Raw genomic sequence first — 20,912 nt, 5'->3', positions numbered from 1 at the left:
CGATGCGGATATTGATCGTCGAGGATGATGCCGACACCCGCGCCTTCGTGGCACAGGGCTTGGGTCAGGCCGGGCACCAGGTTGCGGTCAGCGAGGATGGTCGCGACGGGTTGTTCCAGGCGACCGGCGGTGGCTTCGACGCGATCGTGGTCGACCGGATGCTGCCCGGTCTCGACGGGCTGGCGCTGGTGAGGGCGTTGCGCGCGGCCGGCGATGCCACCCCGGTTCTGATGCTTACCGCAGTCGGTGGAATCGCCGATAGAGTGGAGGGGCTGGAGGGCGGAGCAGACGACTATCTGGTCAAGCCCTTCGCCTTCTCCGAGCTGGCCGCGCGCCTCAACGCGCTGGCGCGCCGGCCTTCCTCGCGCGGCGATGACGCGCATCTGCTGCGGGTCGGCGATATCGTCCTCGACCTGCATCGCCGCACTGTCGAGCGCGATGGTCGGCGCGTCACCCTGCAACCGCGTGAGTTTGCGTTGCTCGCGGAGCTGATGCGCAACCCGCGCCGAGTGATGACCCGCACGATGCTGCTGGAGCGGGTGTGGGATTTCGATTTCGATCCGAAGACCAACATCGTCGAGACGCATCTGAGCCGGCTGCGCTCCAAGCTCAACGCCGGCTTCGACGCCGATGCGATCGAGACGGTGCGCGGTGCCGGCTACATGATCCGGGGTGAATAGATGCTCACCCGCCTGTGGCGCTCTACCTTCGGCATCGTCGTGCTGGTCGCGCTGGCGTTCAGCATCGCGACGCTGGCGATCGGCGCCGTCGCCTATGAGGTGACGCACGAGGCGCTGGAGGAACAATTGGACCACCGCGTCGCGGTGGAGACACGCGCGCTGATGGCCGAGGTGCGCGAAGGCGGCCTGGCGGGGGTGGCGGACGCAATCCGCTTGCGCGAGGACGCCCGCAACGAAGCGAGCCTCGACTATCTGCTCGTCGACCGCGCCGGGCGGCCGGTCGCCGCGACGATCACGTCGCTGACGCCGGTCGAACCTGGCTATCAGGAGCATTTCGGCTTCCGACGCGGCAACAATACCGGCGTCGGTCAGGCGCTCGCGACGCCGCTGTCCGGCGGGATGCTCGTCGTCGTCGCTGATAGGCGCGACCTCACGGCGATCGACCGCACGCTGGCGGCGCTGTTCGCGACGGCGCTAGCGGCGATGCTGGCGCTGGGGATCGGCGCGGCCGTGCTGGTTGGATGGCTGACCCGGCGTCGCCTGTCGCGCATCGATGCCACCGCGCAGGCGATCATCGCCGGCGACCTGACGCAGCGGGTGCCGCGCGACGGGTCGGACAGCGAGTTCGATCGCCTCGCCGCCACGCTCAACCGGATGCTCGACCGCATCGCCGCGTTGATGGATAATCTGCGGCAGGTGTCGACCGACGTGGCGCACGACCTGCGCACCCCCCTTACCCGCCTGTGCAACCAGCTTGATCGCGCCGCGACCGGGGACAAAGACGCGATCAAGGCGGCACGGCGGCAGGCCGACGATCTGCTGGAGATATTCGCCGCGCTGCTGCGCATCGCCGAGGTCGAAGGGTTGGCTGAACGTCGAGCGTTGGGAGCGGTCGATCTGTCGGCGCTGCTGGAGGACATGGCCGAAACTTATCGTCCCGACTTCGAGGCTGCCGGCCATACGCTGACGATCGACGTCATGCCCGGACTGCATATCGAGGGCGACCGGCGCCTGCTCGCGCAGGCATTGTCGAACCTTCTGGAGAATACGTTGCGGCACACGCCGGCCGGCACCGCCGCGAAGCTCTCCGCCAAGGTGTCGCATGATGCGATTGAAGTGACGCTGGAGGACAATGGTCCGGGCGTTCCTCCTGCTGATGCCAAACGCCTGTTTCAGCGTTTCGCCCGCGCCGAAGCGTCACGCACCACCGATGGACATGGGCTGGGCCTTGCTCTGGTTCGCGCCATCGCCGTTGGTCATGGCGGCGATGCGCTTCTGTCCCGATCCGAGCGGGCCTTCGGTGTCACCATACGCCTTCCCAAATAGAGCGAGAGGCGCTGGCGATCGACTTCAGAGTTCTCAAAACTTGAGTGAATGAGGCTTCTGAGAAGCCGCAAGCTTTCCCGTTTCAGCATCCAGACCGTGCGAAAACTCGCGGTCATGAAGCCGCCCGTCGTTCTTTTGGTCAGAGTGGCAGATACTGCTGATATGTTCGGGTTTCCCGCTGCATCGGGGTCAGAACGGCTTCGTGGGGAAGATATCAGACGCTGCGCTGGCCCATATAGCAGCGAGGTTCAGGCTTGCACCGCCCGGATCAGCCCCTGTACGCCGACGAGGTTGATCGCCCGCCTGAGGTTGTAGGTGAGCGCCGTCAGGCTGAACTCGCCGCGGACCTTGTCGAGCCCACGCATCAGGAAGGCCCCCTGGTTCATCCACTGCTTGATAGAGCCGAAGGGGTGTTCGACCGTCTCGCGCCGGATGTTCAGGATCTCAGGCCGCACGGCAAGGCGTGTCGCCATGCGGTCGAGCACCGCCTCGCCTTCCCACCGCGTGATGCGGCGGAAGCTACCGCGGGCACACTGCGCCTTGAGTTCGCATCCGCCACAGGCGCGCGGGTTTGAATATTGCACGATGATGTGACCGCCCTGGAGCCAGCGGTACCGTGTATCGAGCCGCTGGTTGCCCGGGCAGTGATAGCAATCCGCCGCTTCATCGTAGCGGAACCGCTCTTTGGGAAAGCGGCCGTCGCCGACGGCCGTGCCGCGCTGGGGACGGGCGACATAGGGAGTGATGCCGGCCCGTTCGCACGCGGCGATGTCCTCACCCATGTAATATCCCATATCGGCGACCACATCGATCCGGTCCACGCCGAGCAGGTCCTTGGCCGCACCCGCGGTTTCGGCCAGAAAACCCAGATCGCTGCCCGCGTTGGTGACATGCTGTTCGACGATCAGCTTGTGCTTCGCATCGACCGCGACCTGGGCGTTGTAGCCGACGCCGACCTTGGGATGGGCCGCCATCGCACGCGCATCGGGGTCGGTGAGCGAGATCTGGCTCTCGCCGCTGGCCTTCAGCTGCTCAAGCATCGCCTCGCTGACCTGACGCTGCTCGCGTACCCTGGCGATCTTCGCCGCGAGCGCCTCGCTCCGTCTGGTCGTGCCTGCCTCCTCACCACGGTCGGCGTCATCCAGCTGTGCGAGGTACTTCTCGAGCCGCTCGTCAGCGGATTTTACGTACTTGTCGAGCCTGGCCTTCGTGAAGTTGCGCGTCCGGCTGTTCACCGCCTTCAGCCGCGTGCCGTCCACCGCGAGCAGCTCGCGCCCGAACAGGTCGAGCTTGCGACACAGCACCATGAACGCGCGGAACACCGCCTTGAACGCCGAGCGGTTGTCACGGCGGAAGTCGGCGATGGTCTTGAAGTCGGGCCGCAGCCCGCGCAGCAGCCAGATCAGTTCGAGATTGCGCGTCGCCTCGGTTTCCAGGCGACGGCTCGACCGCACCCGGTTGAGGTAGCCGTACAGGTACAGCTTCAGCATGTCGCGCGGGGAATAGCCCGGTCGGCCAGTGGCCTTGGGTCGCGTCCGCAGGAAGCCGGCTTCGCCCAGATCCAAGTCTTCAACGAAGGCGTCGATGAAGCGCACCGCATTGTCCGCCGACACGTAATCCTCAACCGATGCCGGCAGCAGCAGCGCCTGGTCGCGCGCGTGACCCTCGATATACGCCATGCCCGCAGCATACGCCGATCCGCGACCGGGCGGAATCACAGGCGCGGCTTTTCACACGGTCTGGATCCTTTGCGGGAATTTCGATCGTGACAACGCGCCGCCCGCCGGCCGGGTCGAAGACGGCGAAGCGTGATCGGCGCATGGCTTGTCGGTGATTTCACCGGTGAGTTGGCTAAGAGCTCTGGCTCGGGCGTTGCTTGCTCAAGCGACGTACAACCGACACAAGCTTCGCCAGCGTTGGGTCGCGGATCGGTTCGGTGACGCGGAGTTCGTGACTGCGGCCGGCGATGGTCAGCCCAACCGTATAGCTGCGCGCATCCGGCCCCGCGCTGTCGTTTGCAGGCGTGCAGTTGAAGAAGTCCGCCTGATCGACGAGACTGGCGATCTCCTGGCACTCCGGGGTGGCGAGATCATCAAACGAGACCGTCTGCTCCTTCGCCAGTCCGGGGAAATGGGCAAGACCGCCCTCTATGCACAAGCGGACCTCACCTTTTATCGTCTCGTCCAAGGCCTTGCCCTTCTGCATCAGATCACTCCAACTATGCTCCGGGCCTCGGTAGCAGCGGCGCATCGTACAGATTTATCCAGCGCATGCCCATGCGTTGCCATGCTTTAGGAGCAGAGCGCCTCACCATAGCACTTGTGCGACCTTGCCGTTCTGCATAACGTCATATCTGAATTATTGAAGGTGTGCACACGTGCATATTATCACTCTTGCAGCTCAAAAGGGTGGCGTTGGCAAAACGACGCTCGCGGTGAATTTGGCGGTCGCTGCTGAAGCGGTCGGGATCAAGACGGCTCTCTTTGATCTCGACCCGCAGGAGAGCGCGACCGCTTGGAGCGAGCGACGAACGGCCGAGCTGCCGCACGTCGAGCCAATCAGTGCGAGACGCCTCGATCAAGCGATTGATGCAGCTGAGGCCAACGGCTTTGCACTTACTATCATCGACACACCGCCAGCGGCGGGCGCGGAAGCCGCCGCAGCGGCGCAGCGTGCCGATCTGGTCGTTATCCCCTGCCGTCCGTCATTGATCGATCTCGATGCGATCAAGCGCACGGCACAGCTTATCACCAGCACGGGGCGAACGGGCGTGGTCGTGCTGAATGCCGCCCCTCCTACCGCAACCACATTGCTGGACGATGCCAGAACGCTTGCCGAGGCAACCGGCTTGCGGGTGGCGCGTGCCGTATTGCGGGAGCGCAGCGCCTACCGAGCGGCATGGCCTTACGGCTTGGGCGTCATCGAGCATGAGCCGAAAGGTAAAGCTGCCTTGGAAATTGCAGCCTTGCAGAAGCACATATTTGATGATGTGATCAATTGCACACCTGCAAATGTGAAAGCTTGATTATGGCGAAACGGACTTCCCTGTTGGGGCCGGCAGTAGCGGCACCCTCCCCTCGCGAACCCGAGCCGGAACGCCAGTCGGCTCCGACGACCTTGCCGTCGAGTGCCGCACGATCAGGTGGCAAACGACCGGGTAAGTATCACCTTGGGGCATATTTCGATCCTGCAGATCCCACGGCGGAGGCATTTCGCGTTTTGGCAGCGCGGACCCGGCGGAGTCACCAAGATCTCCTTGCTGAAGCGATCAGCGAACTGGTCGCCAAGTATGAAGCCGACAAGCAATTCGGTCGTGTGTGACGATGTGCACACCTGCAATTATGCAGGATGGCAGGATTGATGTTTCATGACCAAGCGCCAAAATCCCAACCCCGAATTTGATCTGTTCATCCCGTTGATGGGCGACCTCCCGCTGAAAGATCAGCGGGAGACGATGGAGCGGCCGTTCTTCTCGCTCCAGAAGCGCAAGCGGGTGAAGCCGATCGAATATAGCAGCCCGGACGGCGAGACGTGGGTCAAGATTGAGGCGATCCCCGCCTACGGCATGGCCACGATCTGGGACGCCGATATCTTGATATGGGCGGCGTCCACGCTCAATCGGATGCGGGAGCAGGGGGTCAACGACCTTCCCCGGACACTTAGAACTACGTCCTATGACCTGTTGCGGGCGATCAAGCGCGACACCAGCGGCCGAGCTTATCAGGAGTTGCAGGCTGCACTCCAGCGGCTTCAAACGACTTCCATATCGACCTCGATCCGCGCGCCCAAGCGGCGGACCAAGGCCGGTTTCAACTGGCTCGACAAATGGACGCTGGAGGTGGACCCGGACACCGACCAACCGCGCGGGATGACCATTACGCTGTCGGACTGGGTGTATGAGGGTATTATGGGGGAGCGGTCACTGCTCACCATGCACCAGGATTATTTCCTGCTGACCGGGGGGCTGGAACGCGCCCTGTATCGTATCGCGCGCAAGCACGCCGGCAACCAGAAGGGCGGGTGGACGTGTCGCGTCGAGGTGCTGCGCGACAAGACAGGCAGCGACAGCAAACCAAAAGAGTTCAACCGGATGCTGCGCAAAGTGGTGGAGGCCGACCAGCTCCCCGATTATGCGATGCACATGGCCGCAACAGTCGATGGCAGTCCTGCCGTGCTGTTTCGACTTCGGGGTGAAGCGGAGGCGCTGGCACTGACTGCCAAGTTGGAAGCCGAGCAAGAGCGGCGGAACCGATTCGATGCCGATCGCCGCCGCGCCGCCGAGGTGGACGACCTGATGGACAAGCTTGCCGGAGAACGCTGACTATCGTGGTATCACACACCGCAAGGCCCATCCGTATCAGAGGCGGAGGCGGGCAGCAGGCGTTGAGAGTGTGGATCGAGCAATAATCGACCCGCAAAGAGGCAAGCGATCATCGTGGGATCACACACCCGGGCGTCGTGGGATCACACACCGCACTATCGTGGGATCACACACCGAATCACGTGGGATCACACACCGGGAAGATTCTCAAGGTATTACGAAGACGCGGTTTTTTGGCCGCTTTTCGACACTTAACCTTCTTAACGATTCCTATTTAACAGAATCACTTAACCCCAAGACCCGGCTCAAAAGGAAGGAAAAGGAATTGCGGAATTGCCCCTTGGGCAATGGCCCTTCGTTGCGTGCCGGCTATCGCCGTCACAAGAGCGGCCTGACGGCCGCAGGCTTCCGGGAGAAGCCAAGCCGATCCGGCGGTGTGTACCTGTCAGCGTGACGCCCGTTGAAAGGGCAGGGTGGGGAGATACCCCGAACCGATCGTCGGGTTCGCCGGTGTGTGCGATCACGGCGGATCCTAGAGGCCATCGAACGCGCGTTCGGCATCGTAGCAGATGTCGCGCCGTTGATCGGGTGGGCGTTATCGTCGGCAGATGCGCCTGGGCATCGCCTCGATGGGCGGTCCTGAGCTGTGATTACGAGCAGTCTTGACAGAGAAGTTCGCCGAGCAAGGCCACCGGATCGACCCCGATCGCCACGGCGACCGCGACATATTCATCCACGCTCAACTGGCGCTCACCGGTTTCGTAGCGCGATACATAGGCCTGCTGCCATCCGAGCCGCTTCGCGAGGTCGACCTGACGAAGCCTGGCGTCCCGCCGTGCCACGGTCAGCGCAGCGACGATGCGGGCGTGCAGATCGGATGGGACAGGGGAGGCGGGCACACCGAAGCATCTAGACCGGCTTGAGCGATATGCGGAAAGCGTATATCATCCAGGCTTCCGATCGGGAGTGCTGACATGAGACTGTTCGAGCGCATCGCCACCTGGTTCGACGACTGGACGCTCCCAGGCCACTCGGGAATTGGCAGCGACGGAACGGATATCAATCCGACAACCGGATTGCCGACGATCGCGGGGGCGGGAACACCCGACGTCGCCGGCAATCCCTACGGTTCTACCCGTTCGCACGATTACGAGTCCGACTGGCAGCGCCACGATCGCTGGGACAGCGGCGCTCACGACCATTTCCAGCATCACGACAGCTGGTCGGCGAGCAGCCATGATCCCTGGCGTGACTAAACGCGTCCCGATAGTCGACCGGCTGATCGCGCGATGGGAAGTGAGCCAGCTGAACGTCGTCCCTTATGCGATCAGCGCCATATCCTTCCTGCCGATGCTGATCGTGACGATCGGTATCGCCAGGGCGATCGGCGCCAGACCGGTCGTCATGGGACGAGGCATGCTCGTCATCTGGGTAGCCCTGTTCGCAACCGAGATGGGGCGAGGGATCTGGACGCTGCGGCACCGTTACGCCTCGCCGCGCTGGCTGCGCGCGGTCCATGCCGCGGTCGGTGACGACTTGGCCGTTCACGCGCTCGCCGAGCTTATGCGCCAGCATCGGTACGAACCCGATTATGTCCTTCTGAGATCCGACATGACCAGCGCGGTCCAGCAGGAATACGCCCGGCGCAAGGACGCGGCCCGACGTGCCGAGGGTATCCGGGTGATGGAGGAACCGGATCCTGCCCCGGGTCCGGAGCCGGAAGGCAGCGACCCCCGGATCGGCGAAGATCAACGCGCCCGGGCACGTGAGCGTCGTGCCGCCAGGAAGATACTGGCGGCGGCAGCGCCAGTGACAGGCGATATATCCTGCGGCTCACCCTGAACCGGCTGCCGCACCGTCGAGAAGACGGTCCGGAGTTCGCTTGCTGGCCGGCTGACACGCCGGCCCGGGTGCCCCGCCGGAAGCCGCAATGAATGCCGGAGCACCACGGCATCGATACGGCAGCATCCGGATCGTGCAGGAAAGGAGCACACACCACGCTATGGATAGCGGCCATGTTCAGAGCATAAAATCGCAAATTATCAGTGATGTAGCAGGATATCGGCCGTGCTGCGGGTTCCGCGAAAGCTGCCTCCTGACGTGCTACAAGGGTGCTACGGCGCTACGGACGCCGTGATTTACCGGGCTGCGCAGCGACATGAGGGTCGCAAGCAAGCGACCCGTTCGGAGGCACGGCCCATCTCCCGAGGGGCGTCATGGACAAGACTGATGGGCCAGCACCGGCCGATGCGAACCCGGCTGCGCGCGCTTGTTTCCGTGTGGTCAGGACGTGCCGGACGGCCGTGCGCGGAAGCGGCGCGGGTCGAAGAACCAGATCAGCATGACCGCGCCGGTGACAACTGCGGCGATCCAGCAGGCAGCCGCAAGGGCAGGGGCATAGCCCAGCAGACGGATCGCCAGACCTGCCAGCAGCAGTCCTGTGCACAGCGCCGCCAGTCGGCGCACGACCGGCCAGTTGCGTCGCTTGAACCCAACGCGCCGGGTATCTGCCATCCAGGCGGCCAGTTGTTCCTTCGAAGATCCGCTCATCCTCAATCCCCCAGCGACAAGGCGAGCAGCGTACCGCGCAGCTGCTTGCGGTTGGCGGCGCCCGCGTCCGCGCCTCCGTCGTATATCACGCGCGCGAGCGCCTGGCTGCGTTCGTCAGGCAGCTCCAGCCCGACGTCCCTGCAGACGGCGTCCACGTCCGCGCGCAGGCGGTCGAGACGGTCCCAGTCGACCGGCCCGTAGTAGCTCCGGGGCACGGTGTCCTCGCCCAGGATCACCCATTCGGGATCGACATCGTAGTCGCGCCGGAGCTTCGCCATCAGGGCGACGGGCGGCTCGGCCCCGCCCAGTTCCCAGCTGACCAGCGCGCGCTTCGAATAGCCCAGCGCCTTCGCGAACGCGTCCTGTCCCAACCCGGTCCTGAGCCGTACCGCCTTGATCCGCTCACCGATGGTGGATGCACCGCTCACGTCGCCATAATCGCTTGCTTAATCCTGCTCATTGTGGCGCAATCGTGCCACTATGCAATCATGGCATGGGAGCGGTGCCGGCGACCAGCATTAGGCCGGACATGGGCAGGAACTTCATGGGCGGTCAGGTCAATGTACGGCTTGGGGACGACGACGATGCGGATCTCACCCGTTGCGCGGCCGAGCGTGGTGTCGAGCGTGCGACCTTGGCCAAGTCGTTCGTTCGGGAATGTCTCGATGCGTGGCGGGAGGGGCGGGCCGTATTCGATCGGCCCGAGCAACTGGGGCCCGGTGACGTCGTCGCCTTCGGCGCCAGGCTGGACAAGGCGGTCATGGAGATCGACCGCATCGCCCAAAGCTGGGCAGCGCACGAGAGCGACATGCACAGGCTGGAGCGCGAGGATCAGCTGGCGCTGACGCGAGCCCGGACCGAGTTCATCAAGGGCATGCCGGAGCGCATCACCGCCAGCTTCAATCCGATCAGGGCGGAGATGCGGTTGCTTGCCGAACGGATCGACAGGCAGCCCCGTCTGGATGCCATCGACGAACGGCAGCGCGACCACACCGAGGCGTTACGGGAGAACACCGCCGCTATCAGGAGCCTCGAGCAGCAGCCCCGGACAAAGGTCAGCTACACCGTCTGGGACAGGGACTGGTCGGGTCGCAAGGTGGGTGCGGCGCTGTCGGTCGTCTGGTTGCTCTGCGTCGGCAGCTATTTCTTCGCCGCGATGGCGCTGCCGCCGTCGTGGTTCGCCGTCCGCTCGGCCAACTATCTGTTGGGCGGCGGGGATCAGGCGGTCTGCGCGCTCGTGAATTACCGGCTCGCGACCGACAGCTGCCGGACGCAGTTCGAGGGCAAGGCAGGCAGGATCACCGTCCGGGCAAAGCCCGGCACCCCGCAGGGCAAACAATGATCTCGGTCGCTGCGGTCGGTTCGGCCTCCGACGCAGCCGCCTATTACGCCCGGGACAATTATTACACCGCCGATCAGGCAGAAGGGGCTAGTGTCTGGGCAGGCGAGGGGGCGGCCGAGCTGGGTCTGTCCGGACCCGTTGACGCCGAGCGGTTCAAACAGGTGCTCGCCGGCGAACTGCCCAACGGCACCGTTCTGGACGCCAAACGGGGTGAGCACCGAGCGGGCTGGGACGTCACCATGTCCGTGCCCAAGTCGGTGTCGATCCTGGCGCTGGTGGGCGGTGACGCGCGGTTGGTAGTCGCGGTGCGGGAAGCGGCTGCCGCGACCCTAGCCTGGACGGAGCGCAACGTCGCGGAAGCGCGGGTCTGGAACGGTAGGGGACAGGTGCCCGAGACGACCGGCCGCTTCGTGGCCGCGACCTTCCTCCACGACGTGAACCGCAGCGGCGAGCCTCAGCTCCACGTTCACAACGTCATCGCCAATGCGACCCGCACCGCCGACGGCAAGTGGCGGGCGCTGCACGCGGACCAGCTGTACGAGCGCCAGCATGTCATGGATGCGGTGTTCCTGTCCGCGTTGCGCAGCCGGGTCGAGACGCTCGGCTTCGCCACCATCCCCCGGCACGACGGCCGCAACGGCGCTTTCGAGATCGCCGGCGTGTCGCGTGCGGTGGTGGAAGCATTCTCCGGCCGCTCGGCCGAGATCGATGCGTACATCAAGGCGCGCGGATTGGAGAACACTCCGCAGACGCGCGAATATGCGGCGCTGGCGACCCGCGACTCCAAATCAACCGATCTCGTGCCGGAGCAGCGCGCGGAAGGGTGGCGGCGGCTGGCCGCGGAGAAGGGGCTGGATCCGGCAGCGTTGGTGAAAGGTGCGCTGGCGGAGGCGGGGCGGGGGCATGATGTGTGGACGCGCACGGTGCGGGGTGTGCGCGGGATAGGCGAGCGCGGTCTTGCTATCGCCGGCCGCATGGGGCTGACCCCGCGCGACGGCGATCCGCTGGTCCCTGAGCGACTGGGACGACTGGAGCCGCGCGCCTATGCCGCGGCGCAGGCGGTCGCATCGGCGGTGCGCGACTTGGGCGAGCAGGAGGCGGCGTTCGACCGGCTCGAGCTCATCCGCGAAGGCCTGTCGCGCGGCGGACCGGTGACGGTTGCCGATATCGAGGCCCGGCTGGCGCTGCTGCAGGCGAAAGGCCTGTTGCTCGGCGACGGCGATCGCATGGTGACGACGCAAGGTGCGGTACGGCTGGAGCAGGCGTACCTTGCCACTGTCGATGCGGGGAAGGGGCAGTCTGCCCCGATCGTTCCGCCGGTCGATGCCGCAATCCGGGTGCAGGAGGCGGCGCGCGAGTTGGGGCTTCATCGCCTCAACCCGGGTCAGGAAGCTGCGGCCGTGCTGATGCTGTCCTCGTCCGACCGGGTGGTGAACGTGCAGGGCGGGTCGGGACGCGGCAAGTCGACCGCGATGGCGCCGGTGACGGCAGTAGCGAGGGGAGAAGGACGGGCGGTAATCGGGCTCGCCATCGCCAGCGTGAAGGCGAGCGAGTTCGGGCGCGACACCGGCGCGGACGTGAGCACGGTCGCCAGCTTCCTGGCGCGCCATGCCCGCGTGATCGACGGCACCGCCCGACCGGAACAGGTCGCGCGCGTGAAGGCGGAGCTGTCGGGTGCGATCGTCATGGTCGAGGAGGCCGGACAGCTCGGTACGCGCGACATGGAGCGGATCGTGCGGCTTGCCAACATCACCGGCGTCGCGCGCGTCGTGCAAACCGGCGACACCCGCCAGCTGACCGCGATCGCGCCCGGCAAGCCGTTCGAGGCGAGCCAGAAGGCCGGCGTCGCCACGGCCCATATCACCGAGAATCTGCGTTCTCGGTCCGATCAGATGAAGGCGGTCACCGCCGCGCTCGACCGCGGCGACGTGTCGGGCACGTTCGAGATACTCAGGGCCGCCACGACCGAGGTGCCGGGGAACGCGGTGGCGATGACGGCCGCAGCGCACTGGGCAGCGCTGCCGCAAAACCAGCGGGACGCCACCCTTCTGCTGACCGCCGGCCGCGCGATGCGCAGCGAGGCCAACCAGGCGGTGCAGGCCGAGCTGAAGGCGAGCGGCGAGATCGCTGCCACAGGCACGTCGTTCACTGTGCTCGACCGGGTCAACGCCACCAGGGAAGGCGCGCGGCTGATGCGCGCCTATCGGCCCGGCCATGTGGTCGAGGTCCGCACCGACCTGCCGAGTCAGGGCCTTGTCCGCGGCGACCGTGGTGTCGTGACCCGCATCGACGGCGACCGGGTGCGGCTCGGCATGGCGGACGGGACCGAGAAGCTGTTTCAGCCCGACCGGTTGGCCAGAAACCTCGACCGCGATGCCGTGTCGATCTTCGCATTGAAGCAGGTCGAGCTGCACGTCGGCGACCGCATCCGCTGGAGCGACAACGACCGGACCCGCGGGCTCGATAACGGTGCGATGGCGCGGGTCGAGGAGGTAGGCCGCGGAAAGCTGGTCGTGTCCTCACTGATCGACGGGACCGTGCATGAGATCGCGTCCGGCGATCGCATGGCCGAACGGCTGGACCTTGCCTACGCGATCAACGTCCATGTCGCACAGGGGGTCACCACCGAGCACGGCATCGTGGCGATGCGCTCGTCGGAGCGGAAGCTGCTGACCGAACGGTCGTTCCTGGTCGCGCTCACCCGCGTGGCGGACAAGGTGGCGCTGGTGGTCGACGACGGGCAGAAGGTCGAACGGCACGTTACCCGTAACACCGGCGACAAGACCTCGGCGCTTGATGTGGTCGAGCGTGGCCAGGCAACCGACGCTATCCGGCTGCCGGATGCGGGCTCCCCGCTCGACCGGGCGCTGGAGCGTTACGCCCAGTTGTTCCTGGCGGCCGAGCGGATGCACGAGGACGGGCAGGAGCTGTCGCCGTCCAAGGTGCGCGAGCTGGACGCAGCCTCGGCCGCGCTCGACCAAGTCCGGCCCTATGCCGCCGAGGATCTGCGGATCGTGCTGGACCGCAGCGCCGACCCGGTACGCGGTCTGGAGCAGATTGCTCCGGGAGAGTTGCGGCAGGTCTGGGCGGAGGAGGGGCAGGCGCGCGCCGATCCTCGCGCCTATGCCGACCGGTTCGTGGCCGACTGGCGCTCGGCGTCAGGCGACCGGGGTGAGGCTGAAACGCCGCGGATCGAAGACCGGGCGGAGCGTCGCCTCGAGCGGCTCGAGGACCGTATGGCGCGGCAGCCCGCACTGGAGAAGGCGCTCGACGCCCGCATTCCCGAGCGGCAGCTGCGCCTCGACGGCCCCGGCATGGGTGGCGGTGGCCGCGAACGGGACTACGGTATGGAGATGTAAGCCGAGGTGGCAAGTTGTGTATCGCGCGTGTCCCGTTTGCCGGGTTTCACTCAGTCTTCCGCAGCTTCCGCCCTGTCGAGTGCGACAAGGCGCGCATACTCTTCGACCGGCACGATGGCGATCATGGGCGATCCGTCGCGTTCGACCGCAATCGCGCCTTCAGCTGCCAGTGCAAGGCATTCACGGACCTGGGCGGGTGTGCGGGGAAAGGGGACCGTGCGCATGGCCGTATCATATCACTCCGCGGGAATCGTAACTAGGGCTGCGATACGTCAAACACCCAATCAGGCGGTGCTGATGAAGGCAGCTATCTCGAATGACATAGCAGCGGTGAGGCCGGCGAGATCACCGATTGGATCGATACGCATTGCGCGCCGCGGCTGGTCATGGCTGATGGCAGACCGTACGACTTGAAACGTTCCTCAGAAGAACGTAATGTGAACGAATGATGCTGATAATCTTCGCCGGTGCCCTTTGAGCGATCGCGATGTATTTTTGAGAGAGTACACCTCAGCACTTGCTGAGGATGGTGCTTCGGTTCTTGTCGGTGCCGGCACTTCCATGGCCGCGGGGTATCCCTCGTGGAAGGGCTTGCTGCAGGAAATTGCGGGTGATCTCGGCCTCGAAATTGAGGACGTCGACGATCTTACGGCAGTTGCCCAATGGGCGATTGGTGCGGATCATTCGAACCGCACGACCGTGCTAAATGCCATACGGGAGCAGATCGAGCCGGATCATGCCATCCCCTCGGCGTTGCTGTCGCTGGCAAGGCTGCCGATCCGCGAGGTGTGGACGACGAATTACGACCGGCTGATCGAGCGTGCGTTCGGCGAGCTTGGGCGCCCGGTTGATGTTCGGGCCAACCAGGAGCAGTTGGCACTGCGCAAGCGCCGCGCGGGAGCGGTCCGCATTTACAAGATGCACGGGACCATCGATGCAGTTGATGATCTGGTAATTTCCACCGAGGATTACGAACTGTACCGGCAGCGGCGCGGTGCATTTTTGGGTCTGCTGCACGCTCATTTGACAGGAATGACCTTCCTGTTCGTGGGCATGAGCCTGACGGACCCGAACGTCCGCCACGTGCTTGCCTTGCTGCGTGAGCATTTTCCAACGACCCCGCCCCGACACTTCATGATCGCACGGCGGCCACAGCGGGCGGATTTTGGGTCTGATGATGCCCACGCCGCCCGGTTGAAGCGGCATGACTATTGGGTGCGCGACTTGCGACGCTATGGTCTTGTCGTCGTCGAGATCGATGCGTTCGCTGAAATTGATGAATTGATGGATGAACTCGAACGGCGTGTGGCACGTCGTCGGATATGGGTGTCGGGTAGCTGGCCGCTCGATGCCGGTGATTCTAGCGCGGGGTTCGTTCACGATGTAGCGCGCGCGATCGGGCGTAGGATCGGATCGACAGATCTTTTCATGCTATCCGGGGCCGGGCTGTTGGTCGGATCAGCTTCGCTGTCAGGGTTCCTCGAAACCATGCAGGGGCGCGGTGAGTGGGACTTTGATCGGCGGTTGGTTGTTCGTCCCTTTCCGCAACCGGTCGGTGACGCTGAGCCGGATCGTCAGCATTGGGCAGAGTTGCGTGGTGAGTTGGCGCGCTTGGCGGGTATCGTGGTTTTCGTTGGCGGTGCGAAGATCGAGTCCGGCGGACTGGTGTCTGCCACCGGTGTGTTCGAAGAGCGCGCCCTCGCCGATGGTAGAGGTGCATTTCTATTGCCCGTTGGAGCCACCGGAGGCGCTGCCTCGGTTATCGCCAATGAGTTGCTGACGTCAGCCCTTCCGTCGACTGGCAGTAATGCCCGGCGCCCCACGGACGATGAGTTGCGCATATTGTCAGACGCCTCGGCAACGCCAGATCAACTCGCTGATGCGGCTTTGAAAATCATTAAGCGGATCGCACGCTGAAAATCGTTTGTGATGAACATCTGGGAGAACGGCATTGGCGAGGCGGGTATTCTTCAGCTTTCACTTCGCGCGAGATGCATGGCGCGTGTCGCAGGTCCGCAATGCCTGGATGTTGCCGGGAAGCCGTGATTCCAACACTATTGTCGACCATGCGTCGTGGGAAGAAATCATGCGCAAGGGCCCGCAGGCGATTCAGAACTGGATCGATACGCAGATGAACGGCAGTAGCGTGGTAGCGGTACTGATCGGTCGCGATACGCATACGAGGCCGTGGGTGGAGTATGAGATCCGCAAGGCCCACCGCGAGGGACGCGGCATCCTTGGTGTGCACTTAGCTGGCATGAAGGATAGTAACGGCACCGTTGATCCGGCCGGGGCCGATCCGATCGCAAAGCTTGCGCTTACCGATCGGTTCGGGACCAGAGTGACTTACCCTACTTATTCCTGGTTGCAGGGTGACGGAAGAAAGAACTTTTCGTCGTGGGTTGAAGCCGCCGCCCAGCGCGCCGGTCGTTAAAGGCGAGATCGATCATGTCCTACGTTACCGAATCTGAGGTCCGGGCTGCCGCTGCTCGTGCGAAAGCAGCTACGTTCAAATCTGCGGGCATTTTGTTGCGCGAATCGCGTGACACATACCAATCTTCATTCGATGTATTCCTGTCTCATTCTTTCATGGATCAGGAACTTGTCCTTGGAGCGAAGCAACTGCTCGAGGAAAAGGGGTTGTCCGTCTATGTCGATTGGATCGACGATCCGCTGCTAGACCGTACCGCCGTAACGCGGGCGACCGCCGAGAAGATCAGAGGGCGGATGCGACAGTGCCGGACGCTGCTCTATTTGCATTCGGCGAATGCCACCAAGTCCAAGTGGTGTCCGTGGGAATTGGGCTATTTCGATGCCTTCACCCATCCGTCCCGGCGCGTTTTCATTTTCCCCGTCACCGCTGCGGATCGATCCTATACGAGCCAGGAATATCTCAATCTCTATGATACGGTCGACATGGCTTCGATCGGCGTGGCTACACGCAGGCGCGATGATATCAGGGTCAAGGGCGCGGATAGTAGCTTCAGAGCGTGGAGCGTTGCCGCCTGATCGATCATTCCTTGAGCTTTTCGGCGACCGCGAACGCGGCATCAGGAGGCGGGTAGAGTCAGCTATTTTCGCCATGGCGCACACGGGTTGCCATTATCGGAGGTAGAAAGGTCTACCTTTCTCTCGCCCGTTCAGCCACAAGCATAATCAGGCGCTTAGGAGAGAAGAAAGGTCAGGGTAGAAATGCGCTACGGCTACGCCCGCGTTTCGACCGACGAACAGAGCCTTGCCCGCCAGCGCTCCGCTCTCGCGCTCGTCGGGTGCGACCAGGTGGTCGAAGAAGTGGAGAGCGGTGTGAAGGCGCGGCGGCGCCTTGATGGTCTGCTAGAGCGGCTGCACGACGGTGACGAGCTGATCGTGTCCGAGCTGGACAGGCTTGGGCGCAGCACGGGCGAGGCGGTGCTGTTGATGGACGAGCTTATCAAGCGTGGCGTGCAGCTTCGGGTTCTCGCCCTTCCCTCCCTCGACATCGCGACGAACGACGGTCGGCTGATCGCCGACATTCTCGCCAGCCTGGCCGCACACGAGCGACGCCGACTGCGCGAGCGGCAGCGCCAGGGGATCGCCGCGGCGCGATCGTCGGGCCGACACCTTGGCCGCCCCCAGAAGATGAATGGTCAGCAGGTTAGCGAGGCACGCGCCAGGCTGGCAGCCGACGAGCCGATCCCTGTTGTGGCGCGGGCCTACGGTGTCACGCCGAAGACGCTTCGCGCGACGCTAGCAAGGCTTGATGAACGTGCCGCAGGTCCGGCGCGGCGCGGGCCGTGAGCATGCCTGCCGTCGCCGATGCTCTCCGATCACCTATTCCATTCGCGCTTATCAAATCGCGTGCATGTCAGGTCCTTTAAGGTAGAACAAAACATGGCCACTCGAATCATTCAGCCGCCCGCGGCCCGCGCTCCATCTCGCCAGCGCGTGCCGACGTGGCGACAGGCCCTGACCGAGCGCATCGACGATCAATGGGACCTAGTGCGCGAAGTCGGCGCCGATCGCCGCGAGCATCTGTCGTCCAACGCGACTTATGTGCTGGCGGATGCGGTGCAGTTCCTCGCCGAGCTGCCGCCCAACTCCATCCATGCCGTCGTGACCGATCCGCCCTACGGCGTGATTGAGTACGAGCAGAAGGACCATCAGAAGCTTCGCAGCGGCCGTGGCGGCGTATGGCGCATCCCCCCGTCGTTCGATGGCGCAAAACGTTCACCCCTCCCCCGTTTTACCGTGCTTTCAGAGGAGGAGTTGACCAAGCTCCACAGCTTCTTCTCGGCAATCGCCTACGGCATCCATCGGGCGCTTGTTCCGGGGGGACACGCCTTCGTCGCGGCCAACCCGCTGCTCTCCACCATGACGTTCCACGCCTTCCAAAGCGCGGGGCTGGAAAAGCGCGGCGAGGTGATCCGGCTGGTGACGACGCTGCGGGGTGGCGATCGACCCAAGGGTGCCGAGAAGGAGTTCAGCGACGTCTCCATGATGGCGCGGTCGGGCTGGGAACCGTGGGGCATTTTCCGCAAGCCGATGATCGGCACCGCCGCGGCCAACCTTAAGGCATGGGGCACCGGCGGGCTTCGTCGGATCAGCGCCGACGAACCGTTCCGCGACGTTATTCCATGCTCCCCTACCCGCGGGCGAGAGCGTGAGATCGCGCCCCATCCTTCTCTCAAGCCGCAGCGGTTCATGCGCCAGCTTGTCCGCGCCGCGCTGCCGCTGGGCGTAGGCATCATCTACGATCCGTTCGCCGGCAGCGGCTCTACCTTGGCGGCTGCCGAGGCGATCGGCTATCGTGCTATCGGCACCGACCGGGACGTCGAGTATTTCGGCATCGCGACACGCGCCTTCCCTGCCCTGTCGAGGCTCGCGATCGTACAATGACGCCGGACGAGCTATTCCACGAGTTTGAGGCAGGGTTTCGCCGGCGGAAATACACAGCCGGACTCCTTGTATCCTTCATCGACTTCGTTCAGGCGCTCGACGTTCCTGGCAGCGGTGTGACTACCTTTGCCGAGCTGACGGCCAAGTTTCCCCAAGTGACGACGACGAGCCGGGGCGATAGCGCCAACACGCTGATCGTGGAGAAGCCAGGAGGCGGCACCTTGTCTCTCCGCGGCTTCTACGACGCGATCGAAACCTACTACCGCGCTGAGGAGAAGCGGTTCGATTATCCGAGTGCCGCTCCATTTGCGACCGGGCGCTGGGCTGATTTCATTCCGTGGCTAGAGACGGTGCTGACAGCGACGGCCGAGGAGTTGGTGAAGCTCCGCGCCCGAGTGAACCAGTTCGTTCTCGACAATCTCAAAAGCCAGGCGTTCGACCCCAACTCCGTCGAGGTCGAGCCTCCTCTGTTCCGGCTATTGTTGGAACGTTTCGACCTGACGGCCGTGAGCCGGCGTGAACCGACCGGTGCATCCTTCCAGGGTATCACCTTTGGGTTCCTACGGGCCGATAACCCGCACCTCCAGATCGAGATCGATAAGGTTCGCACCGGATCGCGTCGCCTTCAACGCATCGGCGACGTCGACGGCTGGGAAGGCGGCCGGCTCGCGATCTCAGCCGAAGTAAAGCAGTACCACATCACGTCCGCGGGCGTGCAGCAGCTCGAAGGTTTCGCGAACGCGACGGGCATTCGCGGCGCGCTTGGGGTGGTCGCAGCGCTCGGCTTTGATGATGACGCTCGCCAAGCTGTCTCCGATATGGGTCTAATCCCTCTTGATCGTGCGACGATGTTGCAGATTGTAGAACTGTGGGACCCCATCAAGCAGCGTACGGCGGTGACGTCGTTTGTCTATTACGCTTCGCACGTTGAAAAGAACTCCAGCCTCAGTGATCGATTGTCGGCGTTTCTGACTCAAGCCGGTGCCGATTGGCAGGAGGCACGTGCGGCAGCGGTCGAGGTGGCTACCGAAGGGGAGCAGAACGAGAGTAGCTGAGACGTTGAGGGGGTGTGGGGGATGACGGAAGCAGGCGTCACCTCAAGGTTTGTGCGCCAGACAACGATTTGGCGGACATAATGAGAACACTGGCTATGCCACGAGTTTGAGGCGGGCCATGGGATCGTTGAGGGTGCGGAACTCGCCAGGGGAGAGCCGGTTTGCCCTTTGCCACAGATAGTCGCCGGTCAAACTGATATGCACCCAGCCCATCGGCGAGAGATGGGCAAGCAGCGCATCATCGAAGGTGCCGCCGGATGATTGGAGATGCTGGGCGGCCCTGTCCATATAGACGGTGTTCCAGTAAGAAATCGCCGCGATCAGCAGATTGAGGCCCGATGCCCGATATTCCTGATTCTCGATCGAGCGATCGGTGAACCGCCCCTGTCGGTTGGTGTAGATCGCGGCGGCAAGGGTATGACGTGCTTCGCCTTTATTGAGGCCGGCCTGGCAGGCGCGACGCAAGTCGGGCTGTTCAAGCCAGTCGAGCGCAAATAGCGTCCGCTCGATGCGGCCGAGTTCGGCCAGCGCAAAATCCAGCCTGTTCTGGCGCTTGTAGGCGGCCAGCTTGCGCAGGATCGCGGAGGGCGCAACGGCTCCTTCCTTAATGGAGGCGACGATCCTGACGATGTCATCCCAATCGGCTTCGATCGCCGCCGTCTTGATCGTGCGGCCCATGAGGCTTTCGATGCCTTTGTAGGTCGAAGGCGCGGCGATCGAGCCGAGTTTCCGGTCGGCGATGTCGCGCAGACGGGGCACGAACCGGAAGCCGAGAAGATGGCAAAGGGCAAAGACATGGTCCGTCGCGCCGCCGGTATCAGTGTAATGCTCATGCAGCGGTAGCGCGCCGGCGCCGAGCATCAGGCCATCCAGCACGTAGGGGGCCTCGCCGGCGGTGGCCGACATGATCCGCGATCCGAACGAGGCAAAATGATCGGACAGGTGGGAGTAGATCTTCAGGCCCGGCTCGCTGCCATATTTCGCATTGATGTCGGCCGCCGCCGATCGGTTGCGGCCCGAGCGGAAGAACTGCCCATCGGAGGATGAACTAGTGCCGGCTCCCCAATGGCGCGTGAAAGGAAGATCATGGTGCGCGGCAACGATCATCCCCAACGCGGCCTGATAGTTGTAGGCGCTTGCAATCGTAGCGGCGTCTGCTCGCAAACAGCCGGTTTTCTGCTCACGCTCTCTGCCACTGGCGGGTGGCATCCTGCTCGAATTATCTGCCAGCGTGCTCGCCATCATCCGGGGCTGCTCGCAATCGGACATGGCTGCTCACATTATCCGCTCCGGGCGGATGCTAAAGGCGGGTTCATTGCACGGGCGGGATCGTCCCATTTCTCCGTCTCCAACCGGCCATTTCGGGAAGGAGCAATCGGGAACATATTTTGGGAAAACGGCTAT

Annotated in this window: 22 protein-coding genes; 15 read left to right on the top strand and 7 right to left on the bottom strand. The window is 64.0% G+C overall.

All coding sequences use genetic code 11. The features are described 5' to 3' along the window. Window positions 1–2: 2 nt before the first annotated feature. Both ACFSC3_RS20900 and ACFSC3_RS20895 read left to right on the top strand, forming a co-directional pair. Complete coding sequence (locus tag ACFSC3_RS20900) at window positions 3–680, top strand: response regulator transcription factor (RefSeq protein WP_093068215.1); 678 nt, start codon at window positions 3–5, stop codon at window positions 678–680. Continuing rightward, window positions 681–2,006: a sensor histidine kinase gene (locus ACFSC3_RS20895; protein ID WP_093068212.1), complete on the top strand. Its 1,326-nt coding sequence runs from the start codon at window positions 681–683 to the stop codon at window positions 2,004–2,006. 248 nt (window positions 2,007–2,254) lie between these two features. Here the strand turns inward: ACFSC3_RS20895 and ACFSC3_RS20890 are convergent, their stop codons facing one another. Further along, window positions 2,255–3,685 carry an IS1182 family transposase gene (locus tag ACFSC3_RS20890; RefSeq protein WP_093068209.1) on the bottom strand — a complete coding sequence of 477 codons (1,431 nt, stop codon included), beginning with the start codon at window positions 3,683–3,685 and terminating at the stop codon, window positions 2,255–2,257. 172 nt (window positions 3,686–3,857) lie between these two features. Further along, complete coding sequence (locus tag ACFSC3_RS20885; RefSeq protein ID WP_093068206.1) at window positions 3,858–4,211, bottom strand: protealysin inhibitor emfourin; 354 nt, start codon at window positions 4,209–4,211, stop codon at window positions 3,858–3,860. Between the two features lie 172 nt (window positions 4,212–4,383). Between ACFSC3_RS20885 and ACFSC3_RS20880 the strand changes: the two genes are divergently transcribed. From ACFSC3_RS20880 to ACFSC3_RS20870, 3 genes are read left to right on the top strand one after another with little or no spacing between them, the layout of a single operon-like run. Continuing rightward, entirely contained in the window at window positions 4,384–5,031 is a 648-nt protein-coding gene (locus ACFSC3_RS20880; RefSeq protein WP_093068204.1) for a ParA family protein, read from the top strand. Between the two features lie 2 nt (window positions 5,032–5,033). Continuing rightward, window positions 5,034–5,327 (top strand): ribbon-helix-helix domain-containing protein, encoded by a 294-nt coding sequence (locus ACFSC3_RS20875; RefSeq protein WP_369523884.1) that lies wholly within the window; start codon window positions 5,034–5,036, stop codon window positions 5,325–5,327. A gap of 46 nt (window positions 5,328–5,373) precedes the next feature. Next, window positions 5,374–6,327 (top strand): replication initiator protein A, encoded by a 954-nt coding sequence (locus ACFSC3_RS20870; protein WP_093068201.1) that lies wholly within the window; start codon window positions 5,374–5,376, stop codon window positions 6,325–6,327. A 650-nt stretch (window positions 6,328–6,977) separates the two neighbouring features. Here ACFSC3_RS20870 and ACFSC3_RS20865 read toward each other — a convergent pair. After that, the gene (locus tag ACFSC3_RS20865) at window positions 6,978–7,226 is read right to left on the bottom strand and encodes a helix-turn-helix domain-containing protein (RefSeq protein WP_218142216.1); all 249 of its coding nucleotides are present in this window, start codon (window positions 7,224–7,226) and stop codon (window positions 6,978–6,980) included. A 75-nt stretch (window positions 7,227–7,301) separates the two neighbouring features. Between ACFSC3_RS20865 and ACFSC3_RS20860 the strand changes: the two genes are divergently transcribed. Together ACFSC3_RS20860 and ACFSC3_RS20855 are read left to right on the top strand one after the other, a co-directional pair. Beyond that, complete coding sequence (locus tag ACFSC3_RS20860; RefSeq protein WP_093068199.1) at window positions 7,302–7,583, top strand: hypothetical protein; 282 nt, start codon at window positions 7,302–7,304, stop codon at window positions 7,581–7,583. Continuing rightward, window positions 7,576–8,169: a hypothetical protein gene (locus ACFSC3_RS20855; protein ID WP_143058627.1), complete on the top strand. Its 594-nt coding sequence runs from the start codon at window positions 7,576–7,578 to the stop codon at window positions 8,167–8,169. Before ACFSC3_RS20860 ends, ACFSC3_RS20855 begins: the two co-directional genes overlap by 8 nt. A 441-nt stretch (window positions 8,170–8,610) precedes the next feature. Here the strand turns inward: ACFSC3_RS20855 and ACFSC3_RS20850 are convergent, their stop codons facing one another. Together ACFSC3_RS20850 and ACFSC3_RS20845 are read right to left on the bottom strand one after the other, a co-directional pair. Beyond that, window positions 8,611–8,877: a hypothetical protein gene (locus ACFSC3_RS20850; RefSeq protein WP_093068193.1), complete on the bottom strand. Its 267-nt coding sequence runs from the start codon at window positions 8,875–8,877 to the stop codon at window positions 8,611–8,613. A 2-nt stretch (window positions 8,878–8,879) separates the two neighbouring features. Then, a complete protein-coding gene (locus ACFSC3_RS20845; protein ID WP_093068190.1) occupies window positions 8,880–9,305 on the bottom strand; it encodes a helix-turn-helix domain-containing protein in 426 nt (141 codons plus the stop codon). Window positions 9,306–9,370: 65 nt separating this feature from the next. Between ACFSC3_RS20845 and ACFSC3_RS20840 the strand changes: the two genes are divergently transcribed. Both ACFSC3_RS20840 and mobF read left to right on the top strand, forming a co-directional pair. Beyond that, window positions 9,371–10,219 (top strand): hypothetical protein, encoded by an 849-nt coding sequence (locus ACFSC3_RS20840; RefSeq protein ID WP_174195153.1) that lies wholly within the window; start codon window positions 9,371–9,373, stop codon window positions 10,217–10,219. Continuing rightward, window positions 10,216–13,578: a MobF family relaxase gene (mobF, locus tag ACFSC3_RS20835; protein WP_221734556.1), complete on the top strand. Its 3,363-nt coding sequence runs from the start codon at window positions 10,216–10,218 to the stop codon at window positions 13,576–13,578. Before ACFSC3_RS20840 ends, mobF begins: the two co-directional genes overlap by 4 nt. A 50-nt stretch (window positions 13,579–13,628) precedes the next feature. Here mobF and ACFSC3_RS20830 read toward each other — a convergent pair whose 3' ends face one another. Then, window positions 13,629–13,802, bottom strand: a complete 174-nt coding sequence (locus ACFSC3_RS20830) for a hypothetical protein (protein ID WP_164523884.1) — start codon at window positions 13,800–13,802, stop codon at window positions 13,629–13,631. Between the two features lie 250 nt (window positions 13,803–14,052). Between ACFSC3_RS20830 and ACFSC3_RS20825 the strand changes: the two genes are divergently transcribed. The 6 genes from ACFSC3_RS20825 to ACFSC3_RS20800 all read left to right on the top strand — a co-directional run bounded on the left by ACFSC3_RS20825 (window position 14,053) and on the right by ACFSC3_RS20800 (window position 19,508). Continuing rightward, window positions 14,053–15,495 carry an SIR2 family protein gene (locus ACFSC3_RS20825; RefSeq protein WP_246248801.1) on the top strand — a complete coding sequence of 481 codons (1,443 nt, stop codon included), beginning with the start codon at window positions 14,053–14,055 and terminating at the stop codon, window positions 15,493–15,495. Between the two features lie 34 nt (window positions 15,496–15,529). Further along, a complete protein-coding gene (locus ACFSC3_RS20820) occupies window positions 15,530–16,012 on the top strand; it encodes a TIR domain-containing protein (protein WP_042491036.1) in 483 nt (160 codons plus the stop codon). Between the two features lie 14 nt (window positions 16,013–16,026). Continuing rightward, complete coding sequence (locus tag ACFSC3_RS20815) at window positions 16,027–16,587, top strand: toll/interleukin-1 receptor domain-containing protein (RefSeq protein WP_076711807.1); 561 nt, start codon at window positions 16,027–16,029, stop codon at window positions 16,585–16,587. Window positions 16,588–16,770: 183 nt separating this feature from the next. After that, window positions 16,771–17,355, top strand: a complete 585-nt coding sequence (locus tag ACFSC3_RS20810; RefSeq protein WP_093068247.1) for a recombinase family protein — start codon at window positions 16,771–16,773, stop codon at window positions 17,353–17,355. A gap of 93 nt (window positions 17,356–17,448) precedes the next feature. Continuing rightward, on the top strand, window positions 17,449–18,453 hold the full coding sequence (locus ACFSC3_RS20805) for a DNA-methyltransferase (protein WP_093068244.1): 1,005 nt from the start codon (window positions 17,449–17,451) through the stop codon (window positions 18,451–18,453). Further along, window positions 18,450–19,508 carry a hypothetical protein gene (locus tag ACFSC3_RS20800; RefSeq protein ID WP_093068241.1) on the top strand — a complete coding sequence of 353 codons (1,059 nt, stop codon included), beginning with the start codon at window positions 18,450–18,452 and terminating at the stop codon, window positions 19,506–19,508. The genes ACFSC3_RS20805 and ACFSC3_RS20800 overlap by 4 nt, the downstream gene beginning before the upstream one ends. Before the next feature lie 93 nt (window positions 19,509–19,601). Here ACFSC3_RS20800 and ACFSC3_RS20795 read toward each other — a convergent pair whose 3' ends face one another. Continuing rightward, complete coding sequence (locus ACFSC3_RS20795; protein ID WP_380942292.1) at window positions 19,602–20,717, bottom strand: Tn3 family transposase; 1,116 nt, start codon at window positions 20,715–20,717, stop codon at window positions 19,602–19,604. Window positions 20,718–20,912 lie beyond the last annotated feature (195 nt).

This window comes from Sphingomonas floccifaciens (genome assembly GCF_042681125.1).
Classification (GTDB): domain Bacteria; phylum Pseudomonadota; class Alphaproteobacteria; order Sphingomonadales; family Sphingomonadaceae; genus Sphingomonas; species Sphingomonas floccifaciens.
This window is presented reverse-complemented; position numbering and strand designations above follow the sequence as displayed.